Source organism: Cupriavidus sp. 01T418 (genome assembly GCF_056398885.1).
This window is the reverse complement of sequence record NZ_JBFTQG010000052.1, coordinates 1-21,001: the sequence shown is the minus strand read 5'-3', so window position 1 is coordinate 21,001 and position 21,001 is coordinate 1. Positions and strand designations below refer to the sequence as shown.

Annotated in this window: 22 protein-coding genes; 19 read left to right on the top strand and 3 right to left on the bottom strand. The window is 65.4% G+C overall.

The features are described 5' to 3' along the window. The first annotated feature begins 8 nt into the window (after positions 1 to 8). From AC1DQ3_RS31155 to AC1DQ3_RS31105, 11 genes are all read left to right on the top strand, one after another. Positions 9 to 458 (top strand): acyl-CoA thioesterase, encoded by a 450-nt coding sequence (locus AC1DQ3_RS31155; RefSeq protein WP_477123974.1) that lies wholly within the window; start codon positions 9 to 11, stop codon positions 456 to 458. Next, positions 455 to 1,078: an outer membrane lipoprotein carrier protein LolA gene (locus tag AC1DQ3_RS31150; protein WP_477123973.1), complete on the top strand. Its 624-nt coding sequence runs from the start codon at positions 455 to 457 to the stop codon at positions 1,076 to 1,078. The genes AC1DQ3_RS31155 and AC1DQ3_RS31150 overlap by 4 nt, the downstream gene beginning before the upstream one ends. Beyond that, positions 1,071 to 3,515, top strand: coding sequence for an MMPL family transporter (locus AC1DQ3_RS31145; protein WP_477123972.1), 2,445 nt, complete (start codon positions 1,071 to 1,073; stop codon positions 3,513 to 3,515). Before AC1DQ3_RS31150 ends, AC1DQ3_RS31145 begins: the two co-directional genes overlap by 8 nt. Then, complete coding sequence (locus AC1DQ3_RS31140; protein WP_477123971.1) at positions 3,512 to 4,741, top strand: NAD(P)/FAD-dependent oxidoreductase; 1,230 nt, start codon at positions 3,512 to 3,514, stop codon at positions 4,739 to 4,741. The genes AC1DQ3_RS31145 and AC1DQ3_RS31140 overlap by 4 nt, the downstream gene beginning before the upstream one ends. Further along, positions 4,729 to 5,397, top strand: coding sequence for a DUF3261 domain-containing protein (locus AC1DQ3_RS31135; RefSeq protein ID WP_477123970.1), 669 nt, complete (start codon positions 4,729 to 4,731; stop codon positions 5,395 to 5,397). Before AC1DQ3_RS31140 ends, AC1DQ3_RS31135 begins: the two co-directional genes overlap by 13 nt. After that, positions 5,394 to 6,575 carry a beta-ketoacyl-ACP synthase gene (locus tag AC1DQ3_RS31130; RefSeq protein ID WP_477123969.1) on the top strand — a complete coding sequence of 394 codons (1,182 nt, stop codon included), beginning with the start codon at positions 5,394 to 5,396 and terminating at the stop codon, positions 6,573 to 6,575. The genes AC1DQ3_RS31135 and AC1DQ3_RS31130 overlap by 4 nt, the downstream gene beginning before the upstream one ends. Before the next feature lie 2 nt (positions 6,576 to 6,577). Next, entirely contained in the window at positions 6,578 to 7,048 is a 471-nt protein-coding gene (locus tag AC1DQ3_RS31125) for a hotdog family protein (protein WP_477123968.1), read from the top strand. A 2-nt stretch (positions 7,049 to 7,050) separates the two neighbouring features. Continuing rightward, positions 7,051 to 7,782 (top strand): 3-oxoacyl-ACP reductase FabG, encoded by a 732-nt coding sequence (gene fabG / locus AC1DQ3_RS31120; protein ID WP_477123967.1) that lies wholly within the window; start codon positions 7,051 to 7,053, stop codon positions 7,780 to 7,782. Continuing rightward, the gene (locus AC1DQ3_RS31115) at positions 7,779 to 9,008 is read left to right on the top strand and encodes a beta-ketoacyl-ACP synthase (RefSeq protein ID WP_477123966.1); all 1,230 of its coding nucleotides are present in this window, start codon (positions 7,779 to 7,781) and stop codon (positions 9,006 to 9,008) included. Before fabG ends, AC1DQ3_RS31115 begins: the two co-directional genes overlap by 4 nt. 109 nt (positions 9,009 to 9,117) lie before the next feature. Continuing rightward, positions 9,118 to 9,903 (top strand): 4'-phosphopantetheinyl transferase family protein, encoded by a 786-nt coding sequence (locus AC1DQ3_RS31110; protein ID WP_477123965.1) that lies wholly within the window; start codon positions 9,118 to 9,120, stop codon positions 9,901 to 9,903. Between the two features lie 52 nt (positions 9,904 to 9,955). Continuing rightward, positions 9,956 to 11,515: an HAL/PAL/TAL family ammonia-lyase gene (locus tag AC1DQ3_RS31105; protein WP_477124031.1), complete on the top strand. Its 1,560-nt coding sequence runs from the start codon at positions 9,956 to 9,958 to the stop codon at positions 11,513 to 11,515. A 33-nt stretch (positions 11,516 to 11,548) separates the two neighbouring features. On the opposite strand, the gene AC1DQ3_RS31100 is transcribed toward AC1DQ3_RS31105, so the two are convergent. The 3 genes from AC1DQ3_RS31100 to AC1DQ3_RS31090 all read right to left on the bottom strand — a co-directional run bounded on the left by AC1DQ3_RS31100 (position 11,549) and on the right by AC1DQ3_RS31090 (position 13,760). Continuing rightward, positions 11,549 to 12,217: an anti-sigma factor family protein gene (locus AC1DQ3_RS31100; protein ID WP_477123964.1), complete on the bottom strand. Its 669-nt coding sequence runs from the start codon at positions 12,215 to 12,217 to the stop codon at positions 11,549 to 11,551. After that, positions 12,207 to 12,827: an RNA polymerase sigma factor gene (locus AC1DQ3_RS31095; RefSeq protein ID WP_477123963.1), complete on the bottom strand. Its 621-nt coding sequence runs from the start codon at positions 12,825 to 12,827 to the stop codon at positions 12,207 to 12,209. The genes AC1DQ3_RS31100 and AC1DQ3_RS31095 overlap by 11 nt, the downstream gene beginning before the upstream one ends. Positions 12,828 to 13,328: 501 nt before the next feature. Further along, on the bottom strand, positions 13,329 to 13,760 hold the full coding sequence (locus tag AC1DQ3_RS31090) for a host attachment protein (RefSeq protein WP_477123962.1): 432 nt from the start codon (positions 13,758 to 13,760) through the stop codon (positions 13,329 to 13,331). A gap of 470 nt (positions 13,761 to 14,230) precedes the next feature. Between AC1DQ3_RS31090 and AC1DQ3_RS31085 the strand changes: the two genes are divergently transcribed. The 8 genes from AC1DQ3_RS31085 to AC1DQ3_RS31050 form a co-directional block, all read left to right on the top strand. Then, entirely contained in the window at positions 14,231 to 15,871 is a 1,641-nt protein-coding gene (locus tag AC1DQ3_RS31085; RefSeq protein ID WP_477123961.1) for a trypsin-like peptidase domain-containing protein, read from the top strand. 76 nt (positions 15,872 to 15,947) lie between these two features. Beyond that, complete coding sequence (locus tag AC1DQ3_RS31080; RefSeq protein ID WP_477123960.1) at positions 15,948 to 16,727, top strand: protein phosphatase 2C domain-containing protein; 780 nt, start codon at positions 15,948 to 15,950, stop codon at positions 16,725 to 16,727. Positions 16,728 to 16,752: 25 nt separating this feature from the next. Next, positions 16,753 to 18,423 carry a protein kinase domain-containing protein gene (locus AC1DQ3_RS31075; protein ID WP_477123959.1) on the top strand — a complete coding sequence of 557 codons (1,671 nt, stop codon included), beginning with the start codon at positions 16,753 to 16,755 and terminating at the stop codon, positions 18,421 to 18,423. Positions 18,424 to 18,552: 129 nt separating this feature from the next. Then, the gene (locus AC1DQ3_RS31070; RefSeq protein WP_477123958.1) at positions 18,553 to 18,957 is read left to right on the top strand and encodes an RT0821/Lpp0805 family surface protein; all 405 of its coding nucleotides are present in this window, start codon (positions 18,553 to 18,555) and stop codon (positions 18,955 to 18,957) included. A 23-nt stretch (positions 18,958 to 18,980) separates the two neighbouring features. Beyond that, positions 18,981 to 19,709 (top strand): S1 family peptidase, encoded by a 729-nt coding sequence (locus AC1DQ3_RS31065; protein ID WP_477123957.1) that lies wholly within the window; start codon positions 18,981 to 18,983, stop codon positions 19,707 to 19,709. Positions 19,710 to 19,949: 240 nt separating this feature from the next. Next, a complete protein-coding gene (locus tag AC1DQ3_RS31060; protein WP_477123956.1) occupies positions 19,950 to 20,408 on the top strand; it encodes an OmpA family protein in 459 nt (152 codons plus the stop codon). A gap of 5 nt (positions 20,409 to 20,413) precedes the next feature. Next, complete coding sequence (locus AC1DQ3_RS31055; protein WP_477123955.1) at positions 20,414 to 20,620, top strand: DUF6494 family protein; 207 nt, start codon at positions 20,414 to 20,416, stop codon at positions 20,618 to 20,620. A gap of 152 nt (positions 20,621 to 20,772) precedes the next feature. Then, the coding region (locus tag AC1DQ3_RS31050; protein WP_477123954.1) for a hypothetical protein at positions 20,773 to 21,001 on the top strand (229 nt) is incomplete at its 3' end.

Below are 21,001 nucleotides of genomic sequence, written 5' to 3'. Positions count from 1 at the left end.
ATACTGCGATGCCAAACCTTATGTCCCCAGAGCTCAGCCATGAGATCACGCTTAGCGCGGCCTTCCACGACCTCGACCCGATGAATGTGGTATGGCATGGCAACTACGTGCGCTATTTCGAGCAGGCGCGCTGCGCCTTGCTGGCGCGCTATGACTACGACTACCCCGCCATGCGGGATTCGGGTTTTGCCTGGCCGGTGGTGGACATGCGGGTCAGGTATGTCGGGCCGCTTACCTACGGCCAGTCCTTCACCGTTCGTGCCGCCATTGTCGAATGGGAGAACCGGCTCAAGATCGAATACGTGATCCGCGATACCGCGAGCAGCCGGCGCCTGACCAAGGGTTACACCATCCAGGTTGCGGTGGACATGAACAATGGCGAAATGCAATACGTTTGCCCGCCGGTCCTGATGGCGCGGCTCGGCGAAGGCGCAAGGCAGCTGGAGCGTCAGGAATGATGCGCCGCCGCATGTTGCTGGCGTTGTGCGGCGCCATGTTGTCCGGCCCGGGTATTGCCGCCGCCGCGCCGGACCTGGTGGCCGCGGTGGCCGCGCGGCTGTCCGACGCCCCGGTGATCCGCGGAGGTTTCGAACAGACGCGCCGCCTCTCCGGTTTTTCCAGGCCGCTGCTCTCGCGCGGCGACTTCGTGCTGGCGCGCGAGCGCGGCGTGCTGTGGAGCACCCGCGAGCCGTTTGCGTCCAGCCTGCTGGTCACGCCGGACCGCCTGGTCATGCGCGGTGCCGATGGCCGCGTGCAGCAACAACGCCAGGCTGATGCCCAGCCCGCCATGCGGGTGCTGGGGGAATCCGTGATCGCCGTACTGCGCGGGGACCTGCGGGCCTTGTCGGCGCGCTTCGAAGTGGCCGTCAAACTGGTCGGCAAGGACGGCTGGTCGCTGACGCTGACGCCCACCGATGCCGGCATGCGCCGCATGTTCACGCGCATCGAGCTGGCCGGGGATCGTTTTGTGCACGATGTGCGCCTGGAAGAAGGCAGTGGCGACAGCACCAGCGTCAGGCTGGTCGGCCCGACTGCCGCGACCCGGCTTGGTCCCGCTGAGGAGACGCGCTTTGAATAGGTCGGCCCTGGCCATCGGCAGGGCCGCGTACGGCCTCAGCAAGCGCGAACGGGTGCTGGCCGTTGCCTGGCTGCTGCTGGTGATTGTGTTGGCGGTACACCAGTTGCAGTTCTGGCGCGCCTCGCGGATCGATACCGATGTCATGACCTTGCTGCCCACCAGCCAGCGCACCGCCAGCGCCGATCGCGTGCTGCGCAGGCTTGCCGACGGCGTCTCGCGCGAGATCGTGGTACTGGTCGGTGCCCCCGACTGGGCCCGCGCGCGCGCCGCGGCAGATCGCTTCAGCGCTGCCGCCAAGGTGCAGGCTGGTTTGCTGCAGCCGGTCGACCGCATTGCCAGTTTCGAGCTTGACGCGGCACTGGCCTTCTACCGGCCCTACCGCGACCGCCTGCTGACCGACAGCCAGCGCGCCATGCTGAGCGGCGCCGATCCGGACGTGCTATCGCAGCAGGCGTTGACGCGGCTCTATCAGCTCTCCACCGGTCCGCGCCTGACGGACTGGGCGGCAGACCCGATCGGCCTCTGGCAGGACTGGTGGCTGTCGCGCGCGGCCATGACGCGCGTGCATGAGCACGATGGCCGCGCCGCGCTCAGTGCCGAAGGCAAGGAATGGGTGCTGCTGACATATCGCACCAGCAGGCCGGCGTTCTCGGTGAGCGGCAATACGGACTACGCGGACGTGCTTCAGCCAGGGGAACGCGCCGCCGCGCAAGGCGACGATGGCGTGCGCGTGGTGGCCGCCGGCATCCCCTTGCACGCGGAAGCCGCCGCGGTACAGGCCAGTCTTGAAATGAACGTGATTGGCTGGGGCTCGCTGGCGGCGGTCTTGCTGCTGGTCTGGTCCGCCTTCCGTTCGCTGCGCCCGATCCTGCTGGTGGGACTGTCGCTGCTGGTCGGCACGGCAGCGGCCTTGTCGGTCACCGCGCTGGTATTCGACCGGGTCCACCTGATCACGCTTGTGTTCGGGGCCAGCCTGGTTGGCGTGGCGGTAGACTTCGGCATCCACTACTTTGTCTCGCGTCAGGCCAGCCCGAGCATGTCGCCGCCGCAGGTGATGCGCCGGCTGCTTCCTGGCATGGCGCTGGCGCTGTCCACCAGCGCGGTGGCATACCTGGCGCTTGGCATTGCGCCGTTTCCCGGGCTCCGGCAGATGGCACTGTTCTCGGCGGTGGGGCTGGTGGCGGCCTTCCTGACCGTGGTGTTCTGGTTCCCCTTGCTGGATCGCGGACAGCTTGGCCAGACGCCGTTGTCGGCGTGGCTGACCGCAAGCCTGGCCCGCTGGCCGCGCGTGGGCGCGGATCGCGCCTCGTTGCTGGTGCTCGGCGGGCTGGCTCTGTTTTGCGTGCCTGGACTCTGGCAGGCGAGGGTGGCCGATGACGTGCGTCAATTGCAAAGCTCGCCGCCGGCGCTGATCGAGGCACAGCGTACCGCAGGGCGCTTGCTGGGTTCGCCCGGCCCCGCGCAGTTCCTGCTGGTGCGCGGCGACACGCCCGACCAGGTGCTGGCACGCGAGGAGACGGTCAAGGCGGCGCTGGCGGGCGTGGTGGCGCGCGGTGAGCTGGAGGGCTTCCTGGCCATTTCCGACTGGGTGCCGTCGGCGGCCCGGCAGCATGCCGACGCCGCCCTGACCGGCGGCCTCGAAGGTGCAGTGCGCGCGCACGTGGCGCGCGCGGTGGGTGGTGCCGTGGGGATGCCGAATGCCGCCGCGGCAGACCGCGTACTGACCTTGCCGGCCTGGCTCGCGGACCCTGTCTCCGCGACCCTGCGTCACCTGTGGCTGGGTCGAGAAGGGCAGGGCTACGCCAGCGTCATGCTGCTGCGCGGGCTGGAAATGCCCACCACCTTGCCGTTGATCGAAGCGGCAGCGTCCGAGCTGCCAGGCGTCGAATGGGTCGATCGCGTCGCCGACCTGTCCTCGCTGCTCAAGCACTACCGCGTACTGATGACCTGGCTATTGATCGCCGGCGCGGTGGGCGTCGCGCTGCTGCTGATGTGTCGTTATGGCAGGCAATCGTGGCGGGCGCTGGTGCCAACCTTGCTGGCAGCGGTGTTCAGTGTTGCGTTGCTGGGCTGGCTGCACGTACCGCTGCAACTCTTCTCGGTGCTTGCCCTGGCGCTGCTGCTTGGCGTGGGCGTGGACTACGGGATCTTCCTGCTGGAGCATCCCGGCGATGGCGAATCGTGGACGACGATCGTGCTTGGCGCCGCCAGCACGCTGCTTGCCTTCGGCCTGCTTGCCCTGTCGTCCACGCCGGCGCTGCATGCCTTCGGCATGACCATGCTTTCCGGCGTGGGCGCGGTATGGGTGCTGTCGCCGTGGTTCCGGCCGCGGGCGGCGAGCAGGCACGCACACTGGCGCCGGAGCGCAGCAGACCAGGAACGCTTGCCAGACAAACAGATTCAACAGGATCAACGATACAAGCGGGGTTGCGAATGAATGCCGAAAAGGTGGATGTCCTGATCATCGGCGCCGGCCCCGCGGGCTCGGTGGCGGCGGGTCTCTTGCGCAAGCGCGGCATCGATGTCCTGGTGATCGAGAAGGAAACCTTCCCGCGCTTTTCGATCGGGGAGAGCCTGCTGCCGCAGAGCATGGCTTACATCGAAGAGGCGGGCATGCTGCAGGCAGTGGTCGAAGCCGGCTTCCAGTACAAGAACGGCGCGGCCTTGGTGCGCGGCGACAGCTATACGGAATTCGATTTCCGCGACAAGTTCTCCGCCGGCTGGGGCACTACCTACCAGGTCCAGCGCGCGCGTTTCGACGACGTGCTGATCCGCGAGGCGCAGAAGCAGGGCGCCGAGGTACGCTTCTCGCACCAGGTGTGCACCGTCGATGTGGAAGGAGAGCAGCCCAGCGTCACCGTGCGCGATCCCGATCGCAACGTGTATCGGGTGCAGGCGCGCTTCCTGCTGGATGCCTCCGGTTTTGGCCGGGTCCTGCCGCGCTTGCTTGAACTGGAGTCGCCGTCGAATTTCCCCGTGCGCAGTGCCATCTTCACCCACGTGGATGAACGCATCCCGCCCGGCACGTTCGATCGCAACAAGATCCTCATCAGCGTGCACCCCGAGCATATCGATGTCTGGTACTGGACCATCCCGTTCTCGGACGGACGCTGCTCGCAGGGCGTGGTCGCGGAAAAGCGCTTCCTGGATCAGTACACCGGCAACGAGACCGAACGCCTGAAGGCCTTGGTGGGCGAGGAGCCCGGTCTTGCCAGGCTGCTGGCTAACGCACACTGGGACACGCCGGCACGGCAGATCGCGGGCTATGCGGCCAATGTGAAATCGCTGTGGGGTAAAGGCTACGCATTGTTGGGCAATGCAGGCGAGTTCCTCGATCCCGTGTTTTCGTCCGGCGTGACCATTGCCTTCAAATCTGCCAGCCTGGCCACGGCCTGCGTGGCTCGCCAGTTCAACGGCGAGTCCGTGGACTGGCAGGCGGACTACGGCCGGCCGCTCAAGGAAGGCGTGGATTGCTTCCGCACCTTCATCGAGGCCTGGTACGAAGGACGCTTCCAGAAACTGATCTTCCATTCCGATGCCACGCCGGAAATCCGACGCATGATCTGCGCGATCCTGGCCGGCTACGCTTGGGACCGCACCAACCCGTTCGTCACCGAGCCGCGTCGGCGCCTCGGCGCACTGGAGCAGTTTTGCGGCGTCTGACTGTCAACCATTCCACCATTGGCATCGCGCAGGCGGCCAGGCGCCTGCGGACCCGGGTGCTGCTGCGTATTGCCGGCGGCACCTTGATGCTGGCGGGATGCGCCGTACCGGGGCCCAACCCGGCGCCTGGCATTTGCGCCCAGGCGCCCGTGACCGCAGGGCAGGAGGCCTTGCCGTTGCTACGCTTGCCGCCGGCCTCGCTCGGACGCGAGCTTGCGCTGCAGCAGCAGATCACCGTGGTGTACCGCACTCCGCGCGGCGAGGAACGCCGCGAGATCCAGGCCTTGCTGGAGGCCACTGCCACCCACACGCGGCTGGCAGCGCTGGCGGGCGGCCAGGTGCTGGCACGGCTGGACTGGGACGGTCGGGACCTGCGCGTGGTGCGCTCGCCCTGGGCGCCGCCCGAGCTTGTCCCGGAACGCATCCTGAGCGAGATGCAGTTGTCGCTGTGGCCGGTCGAGGCGATTGCCGCGGTCTTGCCGGCCGGCTGGCGGCTTGATGACGGCACCGGCAGGCGCGTGCTGCGCGCGGGCGCCGAGGCGGTCGCGGAAGTGCGTTATCCCGATGCGCGAACGATCGAATTCGAGCAGTATCGCGACGGCTACCGCCTGACCATCCGCACCCTGCCGGGAGAGGCGCAAGGAGGCCAGGATTGAACGTCTACATCAGTGCACTGGGCGTGATCTGCGCGTTGGGCGACGGCATCGACGGCGTGCGCGCTGCCCTCTGGCGCGGCGACGGCCCGCCAGACGGCGAGGTGACCGACCGCTACAGCCCCGGCCGTCCGCTGCAGCTCGGCACGGTCAACGCAGCGTTGGCGTTGCCGGACGACACGCCGCTGGTGCACCGCACTCGCAACAATGCGCTGTTGTATCGCGCCGCGCGGCAGCTCATGCCCCAGGCGCAGGCAGCCATTGCCAGGGTTGGCCCGACGCGCGTCGCGGTGGTGATGGGTACCAGCACCTCGGGCATTGCCGAGGCAGGCGTGGCTGTGCGGGCGCGCAGCACTACCGGCGCGTGGCCGGCGGACTTCCACTACGGCCAGCAGGAACTCGGATCGCCAGCGCAGTTCCTGGCCGGCGTTTTGGGCGTGACTGGCATCGCCTACACGCTCTCGACCGCTTGCTCGTCGAGTGCCAAGGCGCTCGCCGCGGCCGCCCGGTTGCTGCGCGGCGGCTTGGCGGAGGTGGTGATCGCGGGCGGCGCCGACACGCTTTGCCCCTTCACCATCGCTGGCTTCAGTGCGCTGGACTCGGTGTCGGACACGCGCTGCAACCCACTGTCGGCCAACCGCCGCGGTATCAACCTGGGCGAGGGCGCTGGCTTGTTCCTGCTTTCGGCCGAGCCGGGGCCAGTGCGGCTGGCTGGCTGGGGAGAGACGTCCGACGCGCATCACATGTCGGCACCGGACCCGAGCGGCGCCGGCGCGCGCGCCGCCATGCGGCAGGCGTTGGCGCGGGCCGGGCTGGCGCCGGCGGCCATCGACTACCTCAACCTGCACGGCACCGCCACGCCGCAGAACGACGCCATGGAAGCGCTGGCCTGCGCCGCGGTATTCGGCAGCGACCTGCCGCTCAGTTCGACCAAGCCGATGACCGGGCACGCACTCGGCGCGGCCGGCGCGATCGAGGTGGCGCTGATGTGCCTGACGCTGGCAGACAATGCTCGCGGCCGCCTGCCGGCGCACTGGTGGGATGGCGTGGCCGATCCCGCGCTGCCGCGGCTGCGCGTGGTGGCCCCCGGGGAGGTGCTAGGGCACGCGCCGCGCTACGTAATGAGCAATTCCTTCGCCTTCGGCGGCAGCAATAGCGCCGTGATATTGGGAGCAGGCTGACTATGACCACGACGCCCCTTGCCGCATTGCCGGCAATCGCCGAGGTGGTGCCGCACGCTGGCGGCATGCGCCTGCTGGACGAGCTGTTGAGCGCCGACGAGGAGCATGCGGTGGCGCGCACCACGGTGCGTGCTACCCAATTGTTTGTCGATGAGTCCGGCATGCCGGGCTGGGTTGGCATCGAGTTCATGGCGCAGGCCATCGCGGCCTGGGCCGGTGTGCGGGACTGGCGTGCCGGCCGGGCGCCGGGCATTGGCTTCCTGCTTGGTTCGCGGCGTTACGAATGCCATGAGCCAGCATTTCCGGTAGGCAGCGTACTGACCGTGCACGTGCGCGCCGATCTGATTGGCGACAATGGGCTGGGCATGTTTTCCTGCGCCTTGTTGCTGGGCGAGCGCGTGGTGGCGCACGCCACCATTTCCGTTTTCCAGCCTGCCGACGCGCAGGCCTTCTTGCAAGGACAGGGACAATAACCATGACGAATGGGACCGTGCTCGTTACAGGGTCATCGCGCGGCATTGGCCGGGCCATTGCACTGCGCCTGGCGCGCGAGGGCTACGATGTGGTCGTGCATTGCCGGGCCCGGCGCGACGAGGCGGAATCAGTGGCCGACGCAGTGCGCGCCGTGGGCCGGACCGCGCGCGTGCTGTGCTTCGACGTCGGCGAGCGTGAGCGGGCCGCGGCCGCGCTGCTTGCGGATATCGCAGCGCATGGCTGCTACTACGGCGTGGTCTGCAACGCCGGCATCGCACGCGATGCCGCTTTCCCGGCCATGACCGGTGCGGAGTGGGACGAGGTCATCCATACAAACCTGGATGCCTTCTACAACGTGCTCAACCCGGTCGTGATACCGATGGTGCAGCGGCGCAAGCCGGGCCGCATCGTCACCCTGTCTTCGGTATCCGGACTGGTGGGCAACCGGGGGCAGGCCAACTACAGCGCGGCCAAGGCCGGCGTGGCCGGCGCCACCAAGGCGCTTGCCATCGAACTGGCCAAGCGTGCCATTACCGTCAATTGCGTTGCGCCCGGACTGATCGAAACCGGGATGGTCGAGGAACACGTGCTGGAAGAAGCCCTGCGCATGATCCCGGCTCGCCGCATGGGCATGCCCGGCGAGGTGGCGGCCACCGTTGCGTTCCTGATGTCCGCCGATGCGGGCTATATCACGCGCCAGGTAATCTCGGTCAACGGGGGGATGATCGGATGAAGCGCGTCGTCATTACCGGGGCCGGCGCGGTCTGTTCGCTGGGCAACGATTGGCCCGCGGTCCGGGAACGCCTGGACAGCGGCCGTAACGCGGTCGTGCAGATGCCTGAGTGGCGCATCTACAAGGGCCTGAATGCGCAGTTGGGGGCGCCTGTGCCGCCGTTCGTCCTGCCCGCGCACTACACCCGCAAGGTCACGCGGGCGATGGGGCGCGTGGCGGTGATGTCGGTGCTGGCCAGCGAGGCTGCCTTGCGCGATGCGGGCCTGGAGGGCGATCCCCTGCTCACCAGCGGCAAGCTCGGCATCGCCTATGGCTCGTCCGCCGGCACACCGTCGGCCGTTGCCGATTTCGGCCGCATGCTGATGGATTTCAGCACCGAAGGCGTCAGCGCCACCACGTATATCCGTATGATGCCGCATACCACCGCGGTCAATATCGGTGTGTTTTTCGGCATTACCGGACGCATCCTCACCACCTCCAGTGCCTGTACCTCGGGCAGCCAGGGCATTGGCTATGCTTACGAGACTATCCGCAGCGGGCGTCAAGTCGCCATGCTGGCAGGCGGCGCAGAGGAACTGGATCCGACCGAGGCGGCCGTATTCGATACGCTGTTCGCCACCAGTACCCGCAACGACGCGCCGCACACCACGCCGAGGCCCTTTGACAGCGAGCGCGACGGCCTGGTTTTGGGCGAAGGGGCCGGCACGCTCGTGCTGGAGGAACTGGAGCACGCCCTGGCGCGCGGCGCGCATATCCTGGCGGAGATCGTCGGCTACGGCACCAACAGCGACGGCGCCCACGTGACGCAGCCCAAGGCCGACACAATGGCGCAAGCCATGCGGCTGGCGCTGGAGGATGCCGGCCTGGCGCCAGCGCAGATCGGCTATGTCAACGCGCACGGCACAGCCACCGATCATGGCGACATCGCGGAATCGCATGCCACGCACGCAATGCTGGGCTCCGGGGTACCGGTCAGTTCGCTGAAGAGCTACATGGGCCATACCCTGGGCGCCTGCGGCGCACTGGAAGCGTGGATGAGCATCGAGATGATGCGCGACGGGTGGTTTGCTCCCACCATCAACCTGACCACTCCAGATCCGCGCTGCGCGCCGCTCGCCTACATCATGGGCGAGCCGCGCCGTGTCGAGACCGAATATGTGATGAGCAACAACTTCGCCTTCGGCGGGATCAACACCTCGCTGGTGTTCCGCCGCTGGGAGGGCTGAATCCCTTTTCCTTTTTCCCTTTTCCCTTTTCCCTTTTCTCTTACCCACAACAAGGAAGATCTGTGAGCTACTACAAGAACAACGCGCTGGCCAACACGACCGACTATGCATGTCACGCCGGTGCGGTGGTGGCGTCGCCCTCAAGGGCAGTTACGCAAAGGCCGCCAACCAAGACGGCCTGATCGCGGTGCCCGTTTTCCTGCGTACCGGATCGGTGGCCGGCCTCGCCGCACAGGCATTACCTGCGCACGCGTGGATGACGGGCGCCGAGCTCGCGCGCCTGTGCGCCATGCCGTCCGCTGCGCGCACGGCCCAGTTCATCGCGGGCCGCTGGCTGGCGCGCCACTTGCTGGCTGAAGCGCTTGGCGGCCATTGGCGGGACTGGGTGCTGTCCGGCGGCGAGGGTGAGGCACCGGCAGCAACCGGCCCGCAGCCAGCCTTCCTTTCGCTCTCTCACTCGGGCGACCAGCTTGCCTGCGCGGTATCCGATCATCCGGTAGGCCTCGATATCGAGCGAGTCCGGCCGCGCAAGGGAATGGACACGCTGCTGCAAGCCATTACCACCGAGGCCGAGCGCGCAGCAGTGTCCGCGCCCTGGCCGGGCACGGAGCCGGCCGGGCAGCTGCAGGCCTTCTACCAGATGTGGACGCTCAAGGAAGCCTGGCTCAAGCGTCACGGCGGCGGGTTGATTCCCACCATACTGGGCAAGGCCATGGAAGCGCGGCCCGCCAGCCTGGATGATGCGCACGCCTGCACCTGGTCCGGGCGCGATGTCGTGCTAGCGCTATGCGCGGCCGACCTGCGCGGTATGGCGGACAGCGCCATGCCGAATCCGCGGTGCTGGCGCATGGTGCCTGCCGAACCCTCATCCTTGCCTGTTATGCCGGCCGCTTAGCGCGCTCTGGCGCCGACAGGCCCAAGTTATCGCAATGACCGATACACAACCGATGCGTGACAGCCTTGCCGGGCAGGTAAGCCAGCCCGCGTTTGCCGCAGATCCCGTTGTCTTCGACGGCTCTCCCTTGACCATCGAGTCCGTGGTGGCGCTGGCGCGGCGGGAGGCCGGCGCGATGCTGTCGGTGGATTCGCGATTCCGTTCCCGTATCGCGCGCGGCATGGCGTTTCTCGACCGGCTGCTCGAGGAAGACGGCCGGATCTATGGCGTGACCACCGGATACGGCGATTCGTGCGAGACCGCGATTCCCGTGGAGCGTGCCCATGAACTGCCCATCGGGCTCTACACATTCCATGGCTGCGGCTTGGGACGCCTGCTGGACGCAGAGGAAACGCGGGCCGTGCTGGCGGCCCGGCTGGCGTCGCTCTGCCAGGGATACTCGGCCGTGAGCCCGGATCTGCTTGAGCAACTGACGGCGTTCCTGGCCCATGACGTGTTGCCCTGCATCCCTGCGGAAGGTTCGGTCGGCGCCAGCGGAGATCTCACGCCGCTGTCCTACGTGGCCGCCACGCTGTGCGGCGAGCGGGATGTGGTGTATCAGGGACGGCGGCAGCCCGCCGGCGAGGCGCTTGCGGCGATCGGACGCCCGCCGCTTCGTCTGCGTCCGAAGGAGGCGCTGGCCATCATGAACGGTACCGCGGTCATGACCGGGCTTGCCTGCCTGGCATGGCAGCGGGCCGCCAGCCTCAGCCGTCTGGCCTGCACGATTACGGCCTGCGCTGTCGCCGCGGTGGATGGCAACCCCTATCATTTCGACGCGGCGCTATTCGAGGCCAAGCCCCATCCGGGGCAGACGCGTGCCGCGCAGCGCATCAGGCAACGGCTTGGCGATACGAATGCCCCCCGGCATTCGAGGCGTCTGCAGGATCGCTACTCCCTGAGATGCGCACCGCACGTCATCGGCGTGCTCGAGGATGCGCTGGACTGGTCGAGGCACTGGATCGAGACCGAACTCAACAGCGCGAACGACAATCCGCTGGTCGATCCGGACGAGGAGCGGTTGCTGCACGGGGGACATTTTTACGGCGGGCATATCGCGTTCGCGATGGATGCGCTCAAGATCGCCGTGGCCAGCACGGTGGACCTGCTGGACCGCCAACTGGCGACCTTGGTCGATCCGCGCTTCAACCACGGCCTGCCTGCCAACCTCTCTGGCGCCACCGGCTCCGATGCCGGGCTTCATCATGGCCTGAAAGCCCTGCAGATCGGCGTTTCGGCGTGGACCGCCGAGGCACTCAAGCAGACCATGCCGGCCACGGCATTCTCCCGCTCCACGGAATGCCACAACCAGGACAAGGTCAGCATGGGCACCGTTGCCAGCCGTGATTGCCTGCGGGTGCTGGAACTGGCGGAGCAGGTGGCTGCTGCCATGCTGATCGCGGTGCGCCAGGCCGTCGCGCTGCGCCAGCGCCTTGGCTACGCCCTCCCGCCGCCGCTAGCACCGTTCGCTGACAGGCTGAATGCGGCGATTCCCTTTATCGGGCGCGATCGCGCGCTGGAGGGGGAACTCCGCCGTCTGCTCAGCGAGGTCCGGGAGTCGAGATGGCAATGACCGTGCGCGGCGCCGTTGGCAGCTCTATTCCCGCTACTGGCCCTGGCTTGTTCGTACCGCCTGCACGAACGTGTCCAGGTGCACCGGCTCCGCGTCGGTGACGGCCCAGTAGTTCATGCCGTTCTGGTACCAGCGCGCCATGGCGTAGCCGTCGGCCGAGTAGACCGCAGGCGCCGGGATGCCGCTTTGTGCCGGGAACACGTACAGGTCAATCGGGTGCTGCTGGTACCGGTAGATCAACACCGCGACGGTGCGGTGGCCTACATAGTCGACCCGGCCGCCGGCAAGAGGAAAGCCCTGCGCCGCAAGGTCGACGACCGGCGGAGCATAGTCGAGCCTGCCGTTGAACCATGGCTTCACAGTGTGCTGATCGGTTGACACAACGTCGACCGGATGCTGCGACAGCAGCGAACGCACGTGACTCGACAGGATCTCATCGCCCAGCATGGCGGTTCGCGGTGGCTGACCCAAGGCAAGCACACCAACCACCAGCGCGGAGGCTGCGACACCTGCAAGGCCACCGCCAGCCCAGGCCAGTGCAGGATGGGTGGCAAGCTTGCGCCATGCTAACCAGGGCGGATGGCGGGATTTGCGTGGTAGCCCGGCTAGCACGCGCGCGCGCAGATGCGGCGGCGCGCGATAGTAGAGCGACCCATCGTGCAGCAGGCCGTGCAACGAATTCCCAGTCTTGTCATCCTTCATGATGCACTCCCATCGAATGTCCCGGCACAGGCGAGCGGGAAAATGCGATGCCGTCGTCATGGCTTCGGGCGGGGGCTTGCGCGGCGCGCACAGAGGCGCTGAGAAGATGGCGGCCACGCGCCAGCCGCGACATCACGGTGCCGATCGGAATGCCCGCGACGATGGCAATATCGCGATAGCTCATGTCCTCCAGTTCGCGCAATACCAGCACCTCGCGATATTCCACCGGCAGTTGTTCAAGCGCGCGGTGGACCAGATTCGCATCTTCCCGGCGGACCGCCAGCATTTCGGGATTGCTGCCGATGTCGTCGATCCATCCCGGCAGACGCTCGTCGCCGTGCAGCGTCTCATCGTAGGGCGTGCGGTCGGCTGCGTCGCACCGCCTGCGCCATTCCGTGAACCATGTGTTCCTGACGATGGCAAGCAACCACGCGCGCGCGTTATCGCCCCGAAAGCTGTCGAAGAAACGGAATGCGCGCAAGTAGGCATCTTGCACAATGTCGTCCGCGTCGCTTGCGCTGCCGCTCAGCCAGCGTGCCAGGTTGTATGCTGCGTCCAGGTGCGGCAGCGCCACTTCAGAGAAGCGGCGGGACTCGTCGGTTGCATCCACGGTACTCTCCTGTGCCTAGCCTACCTATGACTGGCCTTGGCTGCGATTTATTCCCGGGGCCAGGTCCACGCCCTGTGTGCCGTCGGCATCCGCCATGTGGGTAGCAGCTGGTTATTGCCCCCTCGCTTGCGTCTGGCACGGTGACCCGGCCCGCGATCATTGGTATGGGGTTGCAAAACCTCTGGCTTGCCGAATTGCGCAACGAATTTTTGCGCTTCGAGGGGGGCGTTGCTGCTGATCCGCGCCCGGAAGGACGGCATGATGGCGCGCTTGAACACGCTGTATGGAGGAGGCTGAACAAGGGGTGATACGCAGGGCCAGCTCAGGGCATTTGCCGAATGAACTGCTAGCGCGGGAAGACACGCTGCAAGCATGGCCTGCCTGGCACTCGCCAGCGCGGTATCGATGTCGCGCGAACGTGGTGCCGGGCGGGCAGGGGCGGGAAGCCGGGTTCTCGGAGCGGGAACCTGGCTTTCCGTGGCTGACCGATCAGAGTCGGCCTCAGCCGCGGTTCAACCGGCGCTGAATGTCAAGGGGCTTCAGCTTCGAGATATTCTCATCGAGCTCCTCGAACACCGCCTTCTGGGCCGCCTTGCCCAGGTGCTCGCGCAGCCTGCCGAGAAACTTCGGCGCGGCGGCCAGGCGAAGCTTGTCGTAGCGGTGCTCCAGTCCGGCCTGTTCGAGGAATTGCCCTAGCATCCGCGCAAACGCATCGTGCTCCCGCTCGATCGGGTCGGTGCGGGGCGGCACGGAATGGCCCGGCTCGCCCTTGCCAGCGTAACGTCCCTGGGCATCCTGGCGCAGCTCGCCGTCCCTGGCGCGTCCCAGCGGATTGATAAAGTCCTGAATTTCCCGGAAGTCGTTTCCCGTTCCCTGTGCCTGGAAAATCCGGGCGCGACTGCTATCGGCGGCTATGGTCCAGATCGTCGTCATCACCAGATCCTCCTGTCAGGCCGGGTCATGGTTGAAGAATAGGCCCTGCGGCGGTGGCCGTCTAAGTGCAATGCCTCTCCATTGACGAAAACGAGAGCCCACGTGGAACATGCGGTGCCGCCCAGGGGAGCGATGTATTCAGAGGGTGACTTTGCACCGGTCACGATGCCTGCCGCCAGATGGCGAAGCGATTGCGCATAACCTATACTTTTTTGATAAGAACCACCATAGCGTCACATTTCGCGCCGTGCAGGCGCATTTCAAGTGCTCGGGGGAAATGCCGCTGGCAGTGCGCTCCGATGCGCCACCTGCCGGTGCCATTCAGGGGCGCGCATGCGTTGGCGATCTTCACCTTTGTCCATGTTGCACCTTAGCCCCACCGTGATGGCGCTGGGTGCGGCTTTGTCGCTTGGCGCGATAGGAACCGATTGTTCCAAAAACGTTCCCCGGCAACCATAACGGAGACCGGGATGACGCGCATCATCATTACTCATCTGTCCGGCTCGAAGGCACATCAGATCGAGCAGTTCGAGGCCGACCGGTTCGATCAACTGATCCTGGGCCGCGATCCGGCCGCTACCGTCGTCTTTGACCCGCAACACGACGATCTGGTCAGCCGCCAGCATGCCGCCATTCGCATCGGGAAAGACGCTCCGCCTCGCTACACGCTGGTTGACCTGGGCAGCAGCAACGGCACATTCCATAACGGCAGCCCGGTCAAGGACGAGGCGTTGCTGGCGCCGGGCGACACCATCGAACTGGGCGAAGGCGGTCCGCGCCTGGCCTTCGATCTGGATCCGCGGCCGGTTCTTGCGCCTGCGCCGACGCGCGTGAACGCAAAGGCGGTTGCTGAAACCAGGGTGGGCCACCCGTCGGTTCCGGCTCAGGCTCCGGCTCCGGCTGTCCCGGCTCAAGCCACGGATGATCGCGTGGGTAAAGAGACCGTGGTGCGGATGTTGAATCAGCAGAGCCGCTCGAGCGGGCGCAGGCTGCTCATCGGCGCCGGTGCGGTTGCGGTGCTGGGTGCCATTGTCGTCGGCGCGCTTGCGCATTTTGGCATTCTGTTCGGCAAGAGCCCCGAGGCAATCGTCGCGGATTTCGGCGGGGCAACCGTGGTCGTGGAAGCCCGCTGGCACATCGTGGACAAGAACACGGGTCGCCCGGTTTATCAGCGTATCTGCATCGTCGAAAACCTGCGGCTTCCGTGCTTTATCCAGATCGATAACAATCCCATCCAGCGCTGGCTGACGACGGACGACGACGATCATCGCGGCATTCCCATCGAGGTGGGTGGACGCGGCAGTGGCTTCGTCGTCAAGGACCAGGGCTTTATCCTGACGAACAAGCACGTCGCGCAGGGATGGAAGGTGCCGGGCTGGATGGATTTCGATTCCAACGGCGGCATACTGATTCGTGTATCGACGACTGGCCAGGGCGAAGTCAGTCTCGCCCGGATCAACCCAAAGGCTTTCAGGCAGCTTAAAGGCTGGGACTTCGACCACCCGGTGAGATTGATCCGGCCGAACTTCGGCGTACCGGGAGGCATGGCGCTCGGCGCCATGTCCCTGGCCGTTCTCGAGGGGCGCAACGAGAGCCTGTCGGTACGTTTTCCCGATACGAGGGACAGCATCGAGGCGCGTCTCGTCAAATCCTCCGCCGAAGCGGATGTGGCCGAGATCAAGATTGACGCGACGCGCAAATTGCCCACCATCAATCTTGCCTCGGTAGGCACCCGGCCGCGCGTTGGCGAGCGGGTGACCGTGCTCGGTTATCCCGGCATTTCCGAAGAGAAGCACGCGATCGTTCAATCGAGCGAAGGCGGCAATATTACGAATCTGGTCGAACTGATTCCGCAGCCCACGGTAACGGAGGGCATCATCGCGAAGGTCGGCGACACGGTCAAGGCAGACAAGAATGTGCAGACCTACGATGACCTGGGCGACGTCTATCAGCTGACGGTGATGGCTACGGGCCATGGCAACAGCGGCGGCCCGGTGTTCGACCGCGACGGCAAGGTGATTGGACTGTTTACCTATTCCCGCTCAATGGGCGATGAACGCGTCACATTCGCAGTGCCGATCAAGTACGGACTCGATTTGCTGCTGAACTGACGCCCACGGGAAGATTGACATGTACGCCGACCAGTCTCGTCCAGCGGATCGATCGCGGCTTTTGGTCAGGTGCGCGATGCAGAGCGACGTTGGCTGCGTCCGCAGCCACAACGAGGACGCGGTCGGTTGCATGATTCCACGCGAGGACGATCCGTTCGCGCGTGCCGGAGCGCTCGCTGTCGTGGCCGACGGGATGGGCGGGCATGCGGCAGGCGAAGTGGCGAGCGAGATTGCGCTGCGCACGGTGCTTCATGCGTACTACCGTAGTTCGTGCGCGCCAGCGGCGGCGCTGGAAAACGCATTTGTCGCCGCCAATCAGGCTATCCGCGAGCGTGCCGCCGTCGACCCCGCTTGCGATGGGATGGGAACCACCTGTAGCGCGGTTGCCATTGTCGAAGGCCTCGCGTATATCGCCCACATCGGCGATAGCCGGATCTACCTCCTTCGCCAACGGGAGTTTCGGCAGTTGACGGAAGACGATTCGCTCGTCGGCAAGATGTACCGCGATGGTCTCCTGACGGCGGAAGAGGCCAGCATGCACCCCGACAAGAACGTACTGTTGCGGGCACTCGGCGCGCCGGACCATGCGCCAGCTATTGCAGCGGATGGTTTTCCGCTGGAGCATGACGATGCGCTGGTGCTATGCACCGACGGCATCAGCGACCAGATCGAGGAAGCGACGATTGCATCGATGGTCACGCGGCTTGACCCGGTAGACGCCTGCCGCAAGCTGATCGAACTCGCTCGCGTGGCGGGAGGGCTGGATAACGCGTCGGTTGCCATCTGCAGTTTGCAGCGGCTGCCGGCAACGGGTGGCGCGGCGGTTCGCTCGACGCAACCGACCCGCCCATTCTGAACGTAATGCTGTTGACGGACTCGCCATGTCAGCCAGACAGATAGGCCACTACGAAATCCGCACCCTGTTGGGGCGGGGCGGGATTGGTGAAGTCTATGGTGCGTTCGACATCGAACTCGAGCGCGATGTGGCCATCAAGACCCTGAGGCCTGAACTCAGCCTGGACAGGGCATTCCTGGAGCGCTTTCGCTCGGAGGCCACCAGCCTCGCCAAGCTGAACCATCCGAACATCGCGACGCTGTATGCGCTGTTCAAGGACGACGAGACGCTGTGCATGGTGATGGAGCTGGTTCATGGCCACACGCTCGAGACCGTCCTGCAGCGTATCGGCCGGTTTCCCGTGCGGGATAGTCTCGCGGTCATTATTCAGGCCGTCATGGGGCTGCGCTACGCACACAAAATGGGGGTGATTCACCGCGATATCAAACCGTCGAACCTGATGCTGACGGATGGCGGCACGCTGAAGATCATGGATTTTGGCATTGCGCGCATTCAGGGTTCGCAGCGCCTCACGCAGCAAGGCGACATCGTCGGCACGCTGGCCTACGCGTCTCCCGAGCAACTGCGGGGCCATGAAGGCGACGGCCGAAGCGATCTGTACAGCCTCGCGACCGTGCTGTACGAACTGATTTCAGGACGATTGCCTTTCAACGCCACCAGCGACTATGAACTGATGCGCGCGCAGGTGGAGACGCTGCCGCCACCGCTGGCCCCGCTATGCGGGGATCTCGATCCCGGCGTCGAGAAGGCGTTGATGCGGGCGCTTGCCAAGGCACCCGAAGACCGGTTCGACACGGTGGAGGAATTTGGCCGTGCGCTGGGGGCTGCTACGCTGCTTGCGGATGCACCGGATATCGTGAGCGATGGCGTCCTTCGGATGTTCAATACGCAGGACCTGAAGACGACCCGAGTCGAGAGCGTGAATGCAGTAACCAGTACAGACGTCAGTGCAAGTATCAACACTAGCGTTAATCCGAGCGTAAATACCCGCGTGAACGCAGACGCCCAACCGCGTGGCGCCGGGGATTCCGCGCGACACGCCGCGCCACGTCCAACAGCTCCGACCGCTGCAAACGAAGCCCAGTCCCGGGCAGTTTCGCCGCCTTCAACCTACACCACGATGGTGAAGCCGGGTCCGGTGCGGGCGCGCCCGCCGTATCGCACTATCGGTCTCGGCGCGGCTGCCGCCGGGCTCGCCGTCGGTGCGGGCGTGCTGCTGATGACGCTGACACGGCATCCGGAGGCCTTGCCCCCAACGCCGCCTTTGACAGCGGATGTGCCGCCGCGGATTGCCGTGCCCGAGCCGCCCCCGCAGGAAGCGCCGATCGAACTTCCCCCGATCGCCCTGATTCCAAAGCCTTCGTCCCCGCAGGCTAAGCCGGACCTTGAGGGAACGGTCGCGCAAGTGCTGGATTCGGGCGCGCTGATCATCTCGGGAAAGATTGTCAACCTGTCCTCCATACACGGCGAAGACGGAAGACCTGCCCAGGCCATGCAGCGTTATCTCAAGGGCAAGGGCAACCAGCTCCAATGCTTTGCAAGGGACAAGGCCTTTCAGTGCTTCGCGGATGGGGAAGACATTGGCGAGCACGCCCTCCGGAACGGCTGGGCCCGCACGAGAGACGGCGCGCCAGCCCAATATGCCAGTGCCGAGCAGGAGGCACGACGTGCTCGCGTCGGTGTCTGGGCCATGTAGCCAAGGGAGAGGGCGATTTCGCCTAACAGTCGGAGGATGGATGCAATGAACAAATGGACTTCAGTAATTGCCTGCGCCGCAACCGCCGGCGCGGTGCTTGCCGGGTGCGCGCAAGGCGATTCATCCGGCATGAGCAAGACCACTTCGGGCGCATTGATCGGTGCCGGCACGGGCGCAGCGCTTGGCGGCCTATTCAGCCATGGCAACGCGGGCGCGGTGATCGCCGGAGGCATGGCGGGCGCGCTGCTTGGCGGCATCATTGGCCGGGAGATGGACGAGCGCGACCGCGAAGCGCGCCAGGCGGCATTGAAGCAATCCTTGCAGACCGCGCAGAACAACCAGCCAAGAACCTGGCATAACCCGAAAACCGGGAATTCCGGCACCATCAAGCCGCTCAGCGGATATACGAAGTCGGCGAGTGCGCAGACGTGCCGGAACTTCACCGAAACCTATGTCAAGGAAGGAAAGTCATACGAACAGACTTCACGCGCGTGTCGCAACGCACAGGGAGAGTGGGAACTTGCCAGCCAATAACGTGATTCGAGTGTGATTCGGGCATGGTCACCAGGGAACGGCGCGGACGCACCTTGCTGTTGTGCCGGATATTGGCATCCGGGGCGATCGGCTGTTGGCCCGCGTGCGAAGCGGCCGACGGTATCAGTCATCTCGCCGGCAAGGCCAAGAGCCACGATGGGATGCTTCGCAGCGGTACGGCGTTCTTTGTGACGCAATCCGGAGAGATGCTCACCAGCGCGCACGTTGTACGCGGTTGCCAGCAGATCGATGTCTGGCCAGCCGACCTGAAACGTCTGCCCGCATCGCTTGTGGCCATCGACGACCAGAGGGACATAGCGCTGCTCGCCACCAACCGTACCGTAGAGACGGCAGCGCGGCCGATTGCCAGATCCGTCCGCCGGGGCGCGCCGGTCTATACGATCGGCTTTGGCCTGACGCCATCGACACCGCTGGTGCCGGTCATGACGCTCGGGTCCGTGCGAGGCACTGTTCAGCCGAAGGGCCACCGTCTGTTGGTGCTGCGCGCCGCGCTGCATGAAGGCAATAGCGGAGGCCCGGTGGTCGACGCGCAGGGGGCGCTGCTTGGCATGATCGTGGGGCGGTACGCGGACAAGCCTGAACTCAGCGTCGCGGTGCCAGCACAGGACCTTGGGCAGTTCTTGGCCGCGATGTCGGCCGCGCCGGCGCCATCCATGCCGCCGCCGGCTCCGGAGGTGAAGCCCGGCGCGAGGCTCAGGCAGATTTCGGCGCTCGTTCAATGCGCGGATTAGGGGGCTTGGGCGAAGCTGGCGAATGTTATCTCCCTCCTATAATGAACGGCGAGGATGCTGACGGTGCGTCGCACGGCGTGGAAGCACGGCAATACCTGGAGTTTCAATATGGCAAATATCATGCACTTTCCTTCCAGTTTGCAGCGGCCGGTCCGCGTGTTGTCGGCGGCGCTTTGCATCCTGGCTGCTTGTCCTGCCGCTCATGCCGGCGACAACGTGATGCGGGAAGAGGACATCAGCGTGGAATCGATCACCAATGCCTTGACCCCGCAAGATGCGGCCGACAGGACCGAGACGCTCGGCATCGTGCACCGCGATGTCCCGGCGGCGCAGGAACTGGGCAGCCCGGCGAGAAATCCATCCGCGCAGTTGCTGATCACGTTCAACAGCAGTTCGTCGAAGCTGACCGCTAGTGCGCGTGCTGCTCTCGGCAAGGTTGCCCGGGGGCTGCAGTCAAGCAGACTATTGCCCTACAAGTTTCGTATCGAAGGGCATGCGGACCCTCGCGGCGCGGCAGATGTCAACCTGAAGCTTTCTGCTAGCCGCGCCACGGCGGTGGCGGAGTACCTCACCCTGGAGGGCGGCATTGCCGCCGACCGTCTGACGCCGGTCGGCAAAGGCTCCACCGAGCCGCTGAATATGCAGAATCCCACTGCCCCCGAGAATCGCCGCGTGACCATTGTCACTGTCAAGGATTGACCGCGATGAACGAAGAAACCTTCAATCTCAGCATTCGCAAGTTCCTCAAGGTCGTTGGCGTGAGCTCGCAGCGCGAGATCGAGCAGGCGGTCTCCAGCGCGATCGCCGCCGGCACGGTCACCGGCAGCGAGCACTTCCCGGTCGTGGTCACGCTGGAATTGGCTGCCTTGAACGTCAAGATCCAGTTCAGCGGAGAGATCCAGCTTGAGTGATGCTGAATGCCCGGCAAAGCCTTTGCTGGTTGCAAGAGGCCGAAGAGGCTCTTATGGAAATTTCCGGAAAAAAGCTTGCCAGCCGAATAGGGAAGCCTTAGTATTCGCTCCCCCGTCGCACGAAGCATTGCCGCAAGGCAGGCGGGGAGAAAATGAAGCGGGGATTAACTTGGGCGAGCGATGCTCGCCGGGGTAAAGAAAATTTCTCGAAATGTTTGATTAATCGCAGAAAGTTCTTTATAGTCTCGTTTCTCTGCTGCGGACAACGCAGCGACGCGGTAAGCAAAGCGAACCGGGTGCCGTTCTTTAACAAACAAACAACCGATAAGTGTGGGCGCTTGATAGCGGATGCGGAAGGCTTCGGTCTTTTAGCTTACAAGT

Excerpts from the sequence above, each read along its gene's own strand:
- AC1DQ3_RS31155 (WP_477123974.1), top strand. The coding sequence starts at position 9 with ATGCCAAACCTTATGTCCCCAGAGCTCAGCCATGAGATCACGCTTAGC.
- AC1DQ3_RS31150 (WP_477123973.1), top strand. The coding sequence starts at position 455 with ATGATGCGCCGCCGCATGTTGCTGGCGTTGTGCGGCGCCATGTTGTCC.
- AC1DQ3_RS31140 (WP_477123971.1), top strand. The coding sequence starts at position 3,512 with ATGAATGCCGAAAAGGTGGATGTCCTGATCATCGGCGCCGGCCCCGCG.
- AC1DQ3_RS31125 (WP_477123968.1), top strand. The coding sequence starts at position 6,578 with ATGACCACGACGCCCCTTGCCGCATTGCCGGCAATCGCCGAGGTGGTG.
- fabG (WP_477123967.1), top strand. The coding sequence starts at position 7,051 with ATGACGAATGGGACCGTGCTCGTTACAGGGTCATCGCGCGGCATTGGC.
- AC1DQ3_RS31115 (WP_477123966.1), top strand. The coding sequence starts at position 7,779 with ATGAAGCGCGTCGTCATTACCGGGGCCGGCGCGGTCTGTTCGCTGGGC.
- AC1DQ3_RS31110 (WP_477123965.1), top strand. The coding sequence starts at position 9,118 with ATGTCACGCCGGTGCGGTGGTGGCGTCGCCCTCAAGGGCAGTTACGCA.
- AC1DQ3_RS31105 (WP_477124031.1), top strand. The coding sequence starts at position 9,956 with ATGCGTGACAGCCTTGCCGGGCAGGTAAGCCAGCCCGCGTTTGCCGCA.
- AC1DQ3_RS31100 (WP_477123964.1), bottom strand. The coding sequence starts at position 12,217 with ATGAAGGATGACAAGACTGGGAATTCGTTGCACGGCCTGCTGCACGAT.
- AC1DQ3_RS31090 (WP_477123962.1), bottom strand. The coding sequence starts at position 13,760 with ATGACGACGATCTGGACCATAGCCGCCGATAGCAGTCGCGCCCGGATT.
- AC1DQ3_RS31085 (WP_477123961.1), top strand. The coding sequence starts at position 14,231 with ATGACGCGCATCATCATTACTCATCTGTCCGGCTCGAAGGCACATCAG.
- AC1DQ3_RS31080 (WP_477123960.1), top strand. The coding sequence starts at position 15,948 with ATGCAGAGCGACGTTGGCTGCGTCCGCAGCCACAACGAGGACGCGGTC.
- AC1DQ3_RS31075 (WP_477123959.1), top strand. The coding sequence starts at position 16,753 with ATGTCAGCCAGACAGATAGGCCACTACGAAATCCGCACCCTGTTGGGG.
- AC1DQ3_RS31070 (WP_477123958.1), top strand. The coding sequence starts at position 18,553 with ATGAGCAAGACCACTTCGGGCGCATTGATCGGTGCCGGCACGGGCGCA.
- AC1DQ3_RS31065 (WP_477123957.1), top strand. The coding sequence starts at position 18,981 with ATGGTCACCAGGGAACGGCGCGGACGCACCTTGCTGTTGTGCCGGATA.
- AC1DQ3_RS31055 (WP_477123955.1), top strand. The coding sequence starts at position 20,414 with ATGAACGAAGAAACCTTCAATCTCAGCATTCGCAAGTTCCTCAAGGTC.